The 13,601-nt window shown below is 56.4% G+C and carries 13 protein-coding genes; 6 read left to right on the top strand and 7 right to left on the bottom strand.

Translation table 11 applies throughout. The features are described 5' to 3' along the window. Positions 1-800: 800 nt before the first annotated feature. Complete coding sequence (gene xylB / locus ABEA92_RS28365) at positions 801-2,327, bottom strand: xylulokinase (protein ID WP_345688718.1); 1,527 nt, start codon at positions 2,325-2,327, stop codon at positions 801-803. Positions 2,328-2,488: 161 nt separating this feature from the next. Here xylB and ABEA92_RS28360 point away from each other — a divergent pair, with 161 nt between their 5' ends. After that, the gene (locus tag ABEA92_RS28360; RefSeq protein ID WP_345688716.1) at positions 2,489-3,811 is read left to right on the top strand and encodes a hypothetical protein; all 1,323 of its coding nucleotides are present in this window, start codon (positions 2,489-2,491) and stop codon (positions 3,809-3,811) included. 330 nt (positions 3,812-4,141) lie between these two features. Continuing rightward, complete coding sequence (locus ABEA92_RS28355) at positions 4,142-5,488, top strand: outer membrane protein assembly factor BamB family protein (protein WP_345688714.1); 1,347 nt, start codon at positions 4,142-4,144, stop codon at positions 5,486-5,488. A 94-nt stretch (positions 5,489-5,582) separates the two neighbouring features. Here the strand turns inward: ABEA92_RS28355 and ABEA92_RS28350 are convergent, their stop codons facing one another. From ABEA92_RS28350 to ABEA92_RS28340, 3 genes are read right to left on the bottom strand one after another with little or no spacing between them, the layout of a single operon-like run. Then, complete coding sequence (locus ABEA92_RS28350) at positions 5,583-5,705, bottom strand: hypothetical protein (RefSeq protein ID WP_345688712.1); 123 nt, start codon at positions 5,703-5,705, stop codon at positions 5,583-5,585. 41 nt (positions 5,706-5,746) lie between these two features. Next, complete coding sequence (locus ABEA92_RS28345) at positions 5,747-5,914, bottom strand: hypothetical protein (protein ID WP_345688710.1); 168 nt, start codon at positions 5,912-5,914, stop codon at positions 5,747-5,749. 36 nt (positions 5,915-5,950) lie between these two features. Then, entirely contained in the window at positions 5,951-6,208 is a 258-nt protein-coding gene (locus ABEA92_RS28340) for a hypothetical protein (RefSeq protein ID WP_345688708.1), read from the bottom strand. 475 nt (positions 6,209-6,683) lie between these two features. Here ABEA92_RS28340 and ABEA92_RS28335 point away from each other — a divergent pair, with 475 nt between their 5' ends. Both ABEA92_RS28335 and ABEA92_RS28330 read left to right on the top strand, forming a co-directional pair. Next, entirely contained in the window at positions 6,684-7,544 is an 861-nt protein-coding gene (locus ABEA92_RS28335; protein ID WP_345688706.1) for a hypothetical protein, read from the top strand. 3 nt (positions 7,545-7,547) lie between these two features. Continuing rightward, positions 7,548-8,600 carry a hypothetical protein gene (locus ABEA92_RS28330; protein WP_345688704.1) on the top strand — a complete coding sequence of 351 codons (1,053 nt, stop codon included), beginning with the start codon at positions 7,548-7,550 and terminating at the stop codon, positions 8,598-8,600. A 37-nt stretch (positions 8,601-8,637) separates the two neighbouring features. Here the strand turns inward: ABEA92_RS28330 and ABEA92_RS28325 are convergent, their stop codons facing one another. Both ABEA92_RS28325 and ABEA92_RS28320 read right to left on the bottom strand, forming a co-directional pair. Beyond that, positions 8,638-8,805, bottom strand: coding sequence for a hypothetical protein (locus tag ABEA92_RS28325; protein ID WP_345688702.1), 168 nt, complete (start codon positions 8,803-8,805; stop codon positions 8,638-8,640). A gap of 11 nt (positions 8,806-8,816) precedes the next feature. Beyond that, on the bottom strand, positions 8,817-9,614 hold the full coding sequence (locus tag ABEA92_RS28320; protein WP_345688700.1) for a hypothetical protein: 798 nt from the start codon (positions 9,612-9,614) through the stop codon (positions 8,817-8,819). A gap of 187 nt (positions 9,615-9,801) precedes the next feature. Here ABEA92_RS28320 and ABEA92_RS28315 point away from each other — a divergent pair, with 187 nt between their 5' ends. Next, positions 9,802-10,509: an RsmE family RNA methyltransferase gene (locus ABEA92_RS28315; RefSeq protein ID WP_345688698.1), complete on the top strand. Its 708-nt coding sequence runs from the start codon at positions 9,802-9,804 to the stop codon at positions 10,507-10,509. A gap of 30 nt (positions 10,510-10,539) precedes the next feature. Then, positions 10,540-11,646, top strand: a complete 1,107-nt coding sequence (locus ABEA92_RS28310) for a glycosyltransferase (protein ID WP_345688697.1) — start codon at positions 10,540-10,542, stop codon at positions 11,644-11,646. A gap of 796 nt (positions 11,647-12,442) precedes the next feature. Here ABEA92_RS28310 and ABEA92_RS28305 read toward each other — a convergent pair. Further along, on the bottom strand, positions 12,443-13,330 hold the full coding sequence (locus tag ABEA92_RS28305; protein ID WP_345688695.1) for a hypothetical protein: 888 nt from the start codon (positions 13,328-13,330) through the stop codon (positions 12,443-12,445). Between the last annotated feature and the right edge of the window lie 271 nt (positions 13,331-13,601).

The raw sequence follows: 13,601 nt of genomic DNA, 5'->3' as shown, positions 1-13,601 counted from the left end.
CTTCAGCGAGTTTTTCGGGGAGGGTTGGTGAACTCTTGCTGGTACGATCCACTTCTAACACAACGAGCCCCCCCCAGAGCCGGCTACCGCCGACTCTGACCTCCCCACAGGGGAGGTGAAATTCGATCACCCTCCCAGCTCGCATCGGGAGGGTCGAAAAACGAGCCTTCAGCGAGTTTTTCGGGGAGGGTTGGTGAACTCTTGCTGGTACGATCCACTTCTAACACAACGAGCCCCCCCCAGAGCCGGCTACCGCCGACTCTGACCTCCCCACAGGGGAGGTGAAATTCGATTACCCTCCCAGCTTGCGTCGGGAGAGTCGAAAAACGAGCCTTCAGCGAGTTTTTCGGGGAGGGCGGGTGAACTCTTGCTGGCACGATCCACCTCTAACACTGCGGGCTCCACCGGTGAGCCGGCTGCCGCCGACTCTGACCTCCCCACAGGGAGGTGAATTTCGATCACCCTCCCAGCTTGCGTCGGGAGGGTCGAAAAACGAGCCTTCAGCGAGTTTTTCGGGGAGGGTTGGTGAATTCTTGCTGGTACGATCCACTTCTAACACAACGAGCCCCACCCAGAGACGGCTGCCGCCGACTCTGACCTCCCCATAGGTGAGGCAAAATTCGATCACCCTCCCAGCTTGCGTCGGGAGGGTCGAAAAACGAGCCTTCAGCGAGTTTTTCGGGGAGGGCTGGCGAATTCTCACTGGTACGATCCACCTCTAACACAACGAGCCCCACCGGTGAGCCGGCTGCCGCCGACTCTGACCTCCCGAAAGGGGAGGTGAATCGCGCTGCCGCCCCCTATCCGTTTTGGTATTCCGCGAGCGCCGACATTGGCCCCTTCAGCTGTTCGTACAGATCGCGGTAGATCGGGAACAACTTGTTGTAACTCGCAACCGCCTTGCGATCCGGCTTGGTTTCTTCGGCGATCTTGATCGTGGCACTACAAGCCGACTCAATCGACTTGTAGGCTCCGTCGCCAACGGCTGCCAACAATGCAACGCCGAACGCGGGTCCTTGCTCGACTTCCAAACGCGTGATCTTTTTGCCGAACACATCCGCTTGCATCTGTCGCCAAAACGGATTCTTGCTGCCGCCGCCCGAAGCACGGATTTGACGCACCGGGACGTCGAGCGATTGGATGATGTCGAGGCTGTCACGAAGTGCGAACGTGATCCCTTCCATCACGCTGCGAGTCATGTGCCCGCGTTTGTGAGTCAGATTCATGCCCACAAAGCTGCCGCGTGCATTGGGATCGGCATGCGGTGTTCGTTCGCCGTTTAGATACGGCAAGAACAGCATCCCATCGCTGCCAGCGTTGACCGCTTCGGCTTCGGCCGTCGCCGCTTCGTAGCGTTTATCTGGGTCGATGCCCGCCAAGCCTTTGACGATCGAATCGACCCACCACTGCAGCGCCCCGCCGCTGGTCAGATTCACACCCATCATGTGCCATTTTCCGTTGACCGCATGACAGAACGTGTGCAGTCGTCCGGCGGCATCGTATTGCGGTTGATCGCTGTGAACAAACATCACTCCGCTGGTGCCAATCGACGTGCTGAGCACGCCTTGTTTGACGACACCGTTACCGACCGCACCCGCCGCACAATCCCCCGCACCGCCGACAACTTTACAATCGGTGGTCAATCCGAGCTGCTTAGCCGCTTCGCTGGTTAGCGTCCCAGTGACTTCGTCGCTCTCGACGACTCGAGGCAACAAGTCACTATCGAGATCGAGTTTCGTTAACAGTTTTTTCGACCAACCTCGTCTGACCACGTCTAGCAGCAGCGTGCCGCTGGCATCACTGACCTCGGTGACAAAATCTCCGGTCAAACGGCGGCGAATCTCGTCTTTGGGCAGCAGAACTTTGGCGAGTTTGTCAAAGTTTTTCTTCTCGTTGTTGCGAAGCCAGAGGATTTTGGGGGCCTGGAAACCGGTCAACGCTGGATTGGCGACCATTTTGATTAACGCCTTGCGTCCGCCAGCCGCCGACGTAATTTCATCGCACTCGGCCGCCGTTCGTTGGTCGTTCCACAACAATGCGGGACGGATCACGTTGCCTTGCTTGTCGAGGAAAACCGAGCCGTGCATTTGGCCACTCAGCCCAATTGCCTTGACGTCGGCTGGCTTGACGTTGCTCGCGGCCATCACCTCACCGACGGTTTTGACGGTCGCGTTCCACCACAGCTCAGGATCTTGTTCGGTCCAACCGGGGCGAGGCTGCGCGAGTGGATATTCCGCGGTAGCTTCGGCAACAATTTTCCCATCGGCTTGAATTAGCAGCGTTTTGGTGCCGCTGGTTCCAATGTCGATTCCAAGATAGTGGCTCATGAGGATTCCAAAGAAAAGTATCAAAAACGGTCTCGAACAGCAGCCCACTATAATGCGTATACGGCGTTAGCCATACGGCAGACCTCGACCGAATCCCACTGTTCTTTCGCGGTTTCTCCTTGTCCCATTTGTTCCCCCGATCTCCCTGCAAAGTAAACACCGTGGCTGAATCTCGACATGCGATCCAACTGAATCGACGCCAGCTACTTGCCACGGCAACCGGTGCCGCGCTGACATTCTCTGGCTGCACGCCACGTCCCGAGGCCGAACCTCAGCCGACCACGTCCCGCAGCGACGTTCCGATCCGCATCGCGATGGTCGGGACGTCCGAAGAGGCCGACATCGTCTCGCGGTCCTGGTCCTCGATTGACGAACAACCTCTGGCAATCACCCCCGTTCCGCTGGCTCGAGGCAACACGGAACGCCAGACGATGGACCGGCTGATCGCGGAAACGAGCAAAAGCGACCTGGTGATTTACCCGCTGCTAGCCGTTCCGGAATTGGTCCATGCGGAAGCCATCGTGCCGATCAGCGAAGACCAATTCGAAGCGATGCAGACCGAGACCGGCGAACTCTACTCGGCAGTTCGCAACGGGGCGGCTCGCTACGCCGACGAATTCATTGGCATGCCGCTGGGAGCGAACCAACCGGCACTGCTGAGCACCGCGGAAGTCCCGCCGCTGGCGTCGTGGGACGATTACGATCGCTGGGTTAGCAAAGACCTTGGCGGCAAAGCGAATGAACCGCTCGCCGAGGGATGGGCAGCATCGATGTTCTTGTGGCGGGCCGCGTCAACGATCTCGCAAGGATGGTTGTTCAGTCGCAATGATTTTAAGCCCACGCTCAACGAGGAAGCTTATGTCGATGCACTGCAGCAGATGATCAAAACCGCGGCCCATTACCCCGAGCAGCGTCAAACCCCTGCGGAAATTTGGGGCTCGATTCAAAGTGGGGATTTGATGGGTGGAATCGGTTTCGCAAAAAACAGTTCAGCCGACGAAGCCGAGGTCGGCGTCAGCAATTTGCCGGGCACCGACGACAAAAACCGCCTGCTCCTGGACCCTTATTCGCCTGTCATTTCGCTTTCGGCGATGTGCCGACAAAGTGCCGTTTCGAAACGGCTGATGGATTGGATCACTGGCGGCGACGGCAGCGAGGCGATCCGCCGGCAAATTTCGAGCGTGACAACGACCCGAGCGATGGTGCAGTCCGAAATCGCGGCCGAACCACGTCGCCAAAGTGCCTATGAAACCTGGCTGACTCAGCGACTGCGGACGCCTGTGACGCTGCCGCCGCTTCAGCTTTTCGACGCGGGTGAATATTACAGCGTGCTCGATTCGGCGATTCTTGAGGCGATTGACGGGAAAATCAAGGCAAAACCGGCCCTGGATCGGGTGGCCAAGCAGTGGGATGCGATCACCGAGCGAGTGGGCCGCGAAAAGCAATTGTCGGCCTGGCGACGCGCTCAAGGGCTTCGTGCCTAAGCCAGCTGCATCTCCCCCGCAATTCCTATTACAATCATGTGGAATAGGCTTCCCGTCTGTCTTGACATTCCTCGTAGCGAAAGTCGCGAAGACTTTCGTTCCCCATGCCCCCGCCCGAAAGCTTTGGCGATTTTTCGTTACGAAAAGACCATGCTGCCATGACAGGCTGGAAGCCTATTCCCCAGTCCTCGTAGCGAAAGTCGCGAAGACTTTCGTCCCCCACGCCCCCGCCCGAAAACTCCTGGCGATTTTTCGCTATGAAAAGACCATGCCTGCCGTGACAGGCTGGAAGCCTATCCCACATCCCTCGCACTTAAGCAGACCTCACCAATGACGCTCCGCTTTCCCGGCTCGCACGGCATGCTTGCCATCGCCTTGATCACATCGACACATCTGACCACTGCATTTGCCGATTCGCCTTGGCCGCAATTCCGGGGTGCGTCGGGGGACGGCATCGTCAGTGGCCAATCGATTCCGCTGAACTTTGGTGAAACCGAAAACGTGACTTGGAAGACAGAGCTTCCTGGAAAAGCGTGGTCGTCCCCTGTGATCGCCGATGGCACGATTTGGTTGACCACCGCGATCGAGAACATCCCCAGTGAGGATGAACGAATCGCGTTACTCAAGCAAAAAGACATTGAGGCAAAGAAGTTCAATCAGGTTGCAATCGCCAAGTCGATCTCACTGAAACTGCTGGCGGTCGATTTCGCGTCCGGCAAACTTCAACACACGATTGACCTTGCGGAAATCGAGGCTCCCGATCCGATTCATTCGCTCAACAGCTACGCCTCGCCCACGCCGGTGATTGATGGCGAACATATCTATTGCCACTTTGGAACCTTTGGGACGTTTTGCGTCGATCGAACGAACCGCCAGATCGTATGGAGTCGCACGCTGCCGTTAGAACACGGGGTCGGTCCCGGCAGTTCACCGTTTATCTTCCGCGATCGCCTCGTGCTGATTCAAGACGGAATGGATCGCCAATACGTCACGGCACTGGATAAAGCGACCGGCGAAACGGTATGGGAAACCGACCGACCTGAGTTGGAAGCTCCCAGCGGCGAGATGAAAAAGTCGTACTGCACCCCGATTGCGATCACGGACAAACAAGGCCGCGAGCAGTTGATTTGCATGGGATCGCAGTGGATCGTCGCCTACAACCCCAGCGATGGCAGCGAAGTTTGGAAGGTCTATCACGGCAAAGGATTTTCGGTGGTCCCGCGTCCCGTCTATGGCGACGGTGTCGTTTATTTCTGCACCGGTTTTGGCAAACCGATGTTGTTTGCGGTGAACGTCGAAGGATCCGGCGACGTGACCGACTCGCATGTTTTATGGCAAGTCAAAAAAGGCATCCCCGCCAAACCGTCACCGGTGCTGCACGACGGATTGCTGTACGTGATCGAAGACAGCGGCGTGGCCAGTTGTTTTGATGCAAAGAGCGGCGAGGAAGTTTGGAAGCAGCGAATTGGCGGCAAGTATTCTGCGTCGCCGGTGTTGGTGGGCGGTCATTTGCTGATCGGATCGCACGAAGGCAAAGTCACGTTGATCCAGCCCGGCAGTGAAGGCAAGGTCGTAGCCGAGAACGAGGTCGATGGCCAAATCATGGCCTCGCCCGCCGTCGTCGACAACGCATTGATCCTGAGAACCGACAAGGCGCTCTATCGAATCGAAGGCTAAATCGGGTCTTACGATTGTCGCTCGGCTTTCCAAGCCGTTGGCGTGCATCCCATTTGATCGTCAAAGCAAGTGAAGTTCCGCAGGCCGGACCAAGTCACGAAAATGCGACGTCGATCCGGCGACCGAAGGTGACCTCACATTCGTTGCCGCCGCGGTGCCGGATCGCCGCTCCGCTGCAATGTCGCTCGGCTTTCCAAGCCGTTGGCGTGCATCCCATTTGATCGTCAAAGCGAGTGAAGTTCCGCAGGCCGGACTAAGTCACGAAAATGCGACGTCGATCTGGCGACCGAAGGTGACCTCACATTCGTTGCCACCGCGACGCCGGATCTCCGCTCCGCTGCATTGTCGCTCGGCTTTCCAAGCCGTTGGCGTGTTTCCCATTTGATCGTCAAAGCGAGTGTAGTTCCGCAGGCCGGACCAAGTCACGAACAAGCGATGCCGATCTGGCGACCGAAAGGGACCTCACGTTCGTTGCCGCTGCGACGCCGGATCTTCGCTCCGCTGCATTGTCGCTCGGCTTTCCAAGCCGTTGGCGTGCATCACAATTGATCGCCAAAGCAAGTGAAGTTCCGCAGGCCGGACCAAGTCACGAAAAAGCGACGCCGTTCCTGCGACCGAAAGTGACCTTATGTTTGTTGCCGCTGCGGTGCCGGATCGCCGCTCCGCTGCATTGTCGCTCGGCTTTCCAAGCCGTTGGCGTGCATCCCGTTTGATCGTCAAAGCGAGTGTAGTTCCGCAGGCCGGACCAAGTCACGAAAAAGCGACGCCGATCTGGCAACCGAAGGTGACCTTATGTTCGTTGCCACCGCGATCCGGCCTACAGATATTCGGGATCCCACCTATTCACCAGAGACTTGCATGTGACAACTGCTTGCTCGATACTGTTTTCTATACGGCAGACGCTACCGATAGTGACACGTTGAGTCGGATTTCCCAATCCGACACTTACATGGTCCAAATGCACCCGGCCAACTCGGAATTGTCTACAATCGTATTTCAGACGGTTGATTGACGACTCCACCTCGATGTGGAGATCCGTGAATGACGAGTACCTTCACTCAGCAGGTTGGCTCCCATGCGTTTGCAAATCTTTTCTGCAAAGCACCCGACGACTCGTCATCGATCGTGGTTTCCCATTGTCCTGTTTACGTTATTTGTTTCGTCAGTGATCGCGGATGACCCGGTTTCGAAACCGGTGATCACGTTTTCTCTCAGCCGCGAACAGCTGATCCCTGGCGACGTTTTCTTGGTCAACCTAAAAATCACCAATGGAACAAAGAATCAGTTTTCCATTCCTGAATTTGCTTTGGACAACTGGTTGGGAATGGCGATTGGTGGCGATGTTGAAGTTGTGCCATTGCAAGTTGCTTCCGAAATCGCTTGTCGATATCCAGACGACGTCAATAAAGCAATTGCGTCAGGTGAAACGGCGTCCGTCACTGTCCTGGTAACAACGATCCCCGTTTTTCCAATTGAGGATGTTCACTTGGAAGAGTGCGACCTTGATTTGTACGTGCGTCTGAAACGAGTCGATCGGGATGCCGGTTCGAATGATGCCAATGCAGAGGTGCTGATATTGGGTGAACGCAAAAGGGTTTCATTTGTTGGGTTTCTTGCACGAGACCATGATCGTAATGATGCCTTGCTTGCGGAGATCCATGGTGCAACGTTTCTGGCCGGCGGTAGGCGGAAAGGCAATTTTGAAGGCCAAGCGCGGACGGGGATATTGAGCCTGGAATCGATCGACGGTCGGGGGACGTACGAAAAAAGGTGGAGAGAATTGCTGGAAGATGAACTCAATGAAACTTCAACGCTTGTGCGTTTGCATCAAGTCATTCAACAGGCCGACGTTTGTTGCGTTGATGAGTTTGACGTCCGTCGACTCAGCGAATTCGTTGAGTCGTCTATCGCTTCATGTTCACCCGTTGAGCGAGATTGGATACGTCCGAAGTTAATCGAGGAGATTCGACGAAACTTGACGGCAAAGCAAAAGACGCAACTTTACGTGCAATACCAGAAAACGCTCGATCCAAGACTACTCTTGTTCAAGAATTGAAGCATGAACCGGTCCGCCTTTCTTGTCACGGTACTTTGTTTTTGGGTTGCATTCTGCAACGAAGCTAAGGCAAACAATCTCAATGCGGTTGACATGCAAATCGATTTTGCTCGTCAACCACTTTACTTGAGTGACGTTGCGATCGTGAAATTTACCATTCGCGTCTCGGAAGAAGTGATCATTCGTCCCATCCATTGGCAACGCGATCTGAGGATGAGCGTGGGCTCATCGTATGAGGTGAACTCCATTGGACCACCCGCTGAAATCATTTGGAATGATCTCGAAGCAGAGAGCGATTTCGGGGAAAGCGAACGTAATCTTAAGTTGGTCCCTGGCACTTGTTATTCGTACGTGGTGCTCGTGCGTATCACTAGCTATCAGTCGATATTTGTCGCCGGATTGCCAGTTCGACATCGAACCGTGTGGAATGGTATGGGAATGCAGCCTCGAGAAAATCCCCTGAGCGGTTTTCTGATCGCTGATTTTACGCTTTGTATCCATGACGTTGAGAACACGCCGCTGAACAGAAAACAAGACGGTCGGCCTAGCAAGAATCAAATCATCGGCAGACAGGTGCGAGTGCCAATTTCGGACGACTTTCTTTCCGATGGCGAGATTCGTGGCTTGCCGACCGCGACGAACGACTTGTTGCGATTGACAACGGATGTTCACGGAGGATTGATTTCTGTAAATGGAACGCCTGACGCATTCACGGGGATACTTAGAGGCCCCGTTTTTCCGGTTCGCGATATAGAACGTGGTCAGCTCGTACGAAAGTTTCTCCGCGATGAATGCACTGTTGCACGCTTGATCGACTTGACGGTCGGTTATGAACGACAGCTACAAAGCACGTCACATTATGAAAAAGTTGCCCATAATTTGTTTGTCTTATTGCATCCTTTTGGGAATATCGAGAAGCAATGGCTCATCCAGCGGATGTGCGAAGATTTAAACCGACGCAATCGCAAGCACGTCAGTACCGAGTTGGATTGGCTGGCGCGAGCAAACAAAATTGACCGCTGCGAGACTCTGTATTTGAATCGCTCGCAAAATTAGAGTCGTTGAGTCGTAAGTCCGGCGACCGAAGGTGACCTCACGTTCGTTGCCGCTGCGACGCCGGATCTCCGCTCCGCTGCGATTGTCGCTCGGCTTTCCAAGCCGTTGGCGTGCATCCCATTTGATCGTCGACGCGAGTTGATCCGCGTTTATTGCGGACGCCACGCTCACCGCGACGGTTCCAGCTTGGAAAGCTGGCCGACATTGGAGGGCGTCCTAGGCGGCACGACGCGCGGTCGACTCGGCGGCGACACTGGCGATGATATTCGGCATGACTTGTTCCTGACGCTGGCGTGCGGCGTGGACAAGCGATGACGCAGCGAGCTGCGTTAAAATGCCGACGCGGCCTCCGCTGTAAGCATGCAATTGATCCACCGCGCGGGGATGAAACAGCGACTGGCGTCCACCGACTCGCGTTACCGATTGCGAAAGAAAACGATCGGTATCCTCGGCGGTAAAACGTCCTAATTTGACAGTCCGGTAATCGGAGGTTCTCGCGGCAGGCAATCGCTTGACTTGCGTTGCAGTCGCGGCCACCACGACCGATAGATGATCGCAATCGGACAGCGATCTCAGGACCGACAACACGGCGGGCGTAACGCCGTCGACCAACCAAACCATATGTACACTTTGACAGGCGAGAAACTCAATCGCTCGCTGCAGCTCTCGCGTCGTCGCTGCGCGATGCGGACGCACCGCTGAAATGGCATCAATCCCCAAGCCACGTGTCAGTTGGCGGATTGTCGATGAAACATCCAGTGCACGCGAGGCGTCGGTCATGACACACAGAGTCGCTCGGTCGCCCATCCCGCGACTGGCCACCAATTGATGCAGCAAAGTGGACACCCCGCAACGTGGTTCGCTTTGTACGATCACGCAGCGAGTGTGAACCGCTAACGACTGGGCGATTTGCGCCATGGCCGACTTTTGTGCCGAGCCAGCAAAGAACCATTGGCCCGGGGATTCTGAAAACGGCAGTGCCGAAAGACGCCAATGTTTGAGGACGTCAGTCATTGCGTAAAATCCTTCTCGATAGGCTGCCATCCATTTCAAAGGGGAAGATTCGCTGCGAGAACCTCCTCCAGACGACACCACCCAGACGTCGATCGTCATTACGTGTATTATCGGCACTGCTTTGATCGATCCTCCAGCATCCCTGGGGTACCGACTCGCGTATTCGCCACGCTCCCCCGATTCCACAATGACTCGTCGTTATTATTGTTCTAACCTGCCCTCCAACGGGGGAAACATCGTCCTGGTCGACGCCGAGGCTCAGCATGCCATCCGGGTGATGCGGGTCAAAACCGGCGAATCGATCACGCTGTTTGATGGCAAGGGAAGCGAGGCCGAGGCGGTGATCGAATCAATCACCAGGCGCGAGTGTTTTTGCAGCACCCAGCCGACCACCCAGCCGGATCGTGAGCCCCAGGTGTCACTGCATTTGGGCGTGGCGCTGCCGAAGCCCGATCGTTGTCGCGAGCTGGTCGAACGCTTGACCGAAATCGGAGTGAAAACGTTAACACCAATCGTGGCGGCACGGACGCAGCGAGAGCCATCGGCATCGCTACTAGAAAAACTGAGACGGACCGTGATCGAAGCTTGTAAACAATCCGGCCGTAACCATTTGATGGAAATCCAAGACACGCTCACCAGCAGCCAATTTTTTGCCGACGCGGCCCATCAAGATCAACTCCTCTGGATTGCCCATCCTGCCGACGATGCTGATCAAGTCGCAGTCGCTAACCGCGACGACGCGACAAATTGCTGTGCCGCGGTGGGGCCCGAGGGTGGATGGACCGAGGACGAAGTCGGTTTGGCGATGCAAAACGGATTCCAGTGCCTGCCGCTTGGCAAGCGAATTTATCGAATCGAAACCGCCGCGGTCGTGATTGCCGCTCGCATGTTGTAGAGAAACGCAGGTTGTAGAGAATACGCCCGAATGCGAATCGCTTTTGTCATTACCGAATTGAATCCCGGCGGCGCCGAACGGTGTTTGTCCGAGATCGCGATCGGCTTGGCCGACCAGGGCGATCATGTGCGGGTTTACAGTATTGGATCGCCGCCGCTACCTGAGAAAGCGATCTTCGCCGACCGGCTTTGCTCGCATGGCATCTCGGTCACCTATCTAAATCTCGACTCGGCGTGGCACTTCATACGGGCGCGACGTGAATTGGCAAAGTTGCTGCGATCGTTTCAGCCATCGCTGGTGCAAACGTTCTTATTCCACGCCAACGTGATCGGCACGATGGCGGCAATCGATGCAGGAGTGGATGTGCGTGTGGGCGGCATTCGTGTTGCCGAGGCGAATCGAATCCGCTGCCAAATTGAACGACGGCTGGTCAAAAAAATGAAACACGTCGTCTGTGTCAGCGAAGAGGTGAAACGATTTTCACACCGATACTTGGGCACCCAAGCGGCGAGTACTTCGGTTATCCCCAACGCAGTGGACGTGCCGACGTTTTCAACTGCCCATCCCGTCGCCCTGCACACGATCGGCTGGGATGACGACAGCGTGGTGACTCTGTTTGTGGGACGGATGCACCCGCAAAAAGGACTGGAGCTGCTACAGGAACAAATCGATACACTGGCGCCGGCAGGTTCGCAACGGCGGATGCTGTTGATCGGCGAAGGACCGCTCGAAACGGAAATCGATGAGTGGACGCAGCAGGTGGGTCATGACCGAGTCCAACGTTTACCGTGGCACGCTAACATCGCCGCGTGGATGCGAGCATCACGCGTGCTGGTGTTGCCTAGCCGCTACGAGGGCATGCCCAATGTGGTGCTCGAAGCGATGGCGGCCGGGTTGCCAGTTGTGTCCAGTAACGTCGAAGGATCCAGCACGTTGTTGGCGCACGCGGCGGAGGACCAGTTGTTCGAATCGGGTGACTCGGAAATGATGGCCCAGCGGGTCACGCGTTTTCTCGAGGACGTTGATTTTGCACGTGAACTTGGGCAACAAAACCAAGCACGGGCGCGTACCGATTTTTCAATCCCGACGATGATCGATCGGTACCGGACTCTGTATCGCGATCTGCTGAATCAATAAGCAGTGCGAAGAAACGCGAGCCAACCTGCGAGTCAGAGGATTGGCACCGTCCACCTCTAACACTGCGAGCCCCACCGGTGAGCTGGCTACCGCCGACTCTGACCTCCCCACAGGGGAGGTAAATTTTGATTACCCTCCCAGCTTGCGTCGGGAGGGTCGAAAAAAGAGCCTTCAGCGAGTTTTTCGGGGAGGGTTGGTGAAACCATGCTGGCACGATCCACTTCTAACACTGCGAGCCCCCCCAGAGCCGGCTCCGCCGACTCTGACCTCCCCACAGGGGAGGTAAATTTCGATCACCCTCCCAGCTTGCGTCGGGAGGGTCGAAAAACGAGCCTTCAGCGAGTTTTTCGGGGAGGGCTGGTGAAACCATGCTGGTACCGTCCACTCCTAACACTCCGAGCCCTACCCCAGAGCCGGCTACCGCCGACTCTGACCTCCCCACAGGGGAGGTAAAACTCGATCACCCTCCCAGCTTGCGTCGGGAGGGTCGAAAAACGAGCTTTCAGCGAGTTTTTCGGGGAGGGCTGGTGAAACCATGCTGGCACGATCCACTTCTAACACTCCGAGCCCCACCCAGAGCCGGCTACCGCCGACTCTGACCTCCCCACAGGGGAGGTGAAACTCGATCACCCTCCCAGCTTGCGTCGGGAGGGTCGAAAAACGAGATTTCAGCGAGTTTTTCGGGGAGGGTTGGTGAAACCATGCTGGCACGATCCACTTCTAACACTCCGAGCCCCACCCAGAGACGGCTACCGCCGACTCTGACCTCCCCACAGGGGAGGTGAATTCGATTTTGTCAGTTCGTTCCGGGCAACGCGGTGCGGTTGACCTTGGGGACTTCGTATTGCGTTTGACGCACGGGATTGAATCGCTTCACTCGCACTTCGTCTTCGCTGAACGGATCCGACAAACTATCGAACAACGATCCCCCTTCCTCTTTCGGTGCGGCTGGCGGTTGTTCAGCCGGGCGACTCGGCACGTCGGGGCGAGGCGTGGGAATCGCACGAGGCACGACGCGTGATTGCGGCACCACTCCCGATCCAAGCGATTGGCCTCCTCGTGATTGCGGCACCACTCCTGATCCAAGCGATTGGCCTGCTCGCGAACGCGGCGCCGTCGGTTGGCGTGCCGCGGGACTCGAGCGAATGATCGGTTCACTCATGTGCATCGGCACGCGAGGCGCCATGACACGTGGTTGCTGCGTGGGCGGCACGGCCATGCGAGGCGCCGTCGATTCGAAACTGTCTTCGTAGATCTCGACCGGACCTTCGTAATGGGAATCTTCGGTTGCATACGGAACGACATGAATGTCGTGTCCTTCGAATGGCATCATGTGGCCCATCGCCGAGTCACACGAAGCGTGGTCGCAGCCCCCGGTTCGACACTTGTCCAGTCCCAGTAGTTTTTCGATCCCGCCGGCGAATGCGTCGAGCGAGCGGAAGATGGGACCATGTTTTGGTGGGCAAGCCGGTTTCATGCCTGCGTTGCATCCGCAATCGCCCATCATCGGCAAATCGATTCCGCCGCAATCACAAGCGGTGGCTTCGCACCCGCAATCTGATGCGTACGCAGGAACCGTCGGCGTCGCCAACGATGCAGCCAGGGTGCCCGCCACAGCGAATCGAATGACCGCCTTGAGGGTGCGAGATCGACGTGACGAAACGACAGTTTTACGGGAATTCATCGGGAACCTCTATCGATGGGATCGTGTTGCTCTGTGGTATCGTCGCCGCAGATCCGGAATGACCAAGAGAATCCGAATGAGCCGTAAAGTTACCCCATCTTGCCAAAGACGCCATTTCTGAGGGGATCATACCCGCCACCTAAGGGATAGCATTTTGCTAAACAGAGCGTCACAGGACGCTGGATTTTGCCAATGACGCTTGCGAGGCTATCCGCTGATTGACTCCTTACAGACAACCGGGCATTGGATCGTTAAACTGTGGCCATCGGTT

Source organism: Novipirellula caenicola (assembly GCF_039545035.1).
Taxonomy (GTDB): domain Bacteria; phylum Planctomycetota; class Planctomycetia; order Pirellulales; family Pirellulaceae; genus Novipirellula; species Novipirellula caenicola.
The sequence above is the reverse complement of the archived record's forward strand: the minus strand, read 5'-3'. Positions and strand labels throughout refer to the sequence as shown.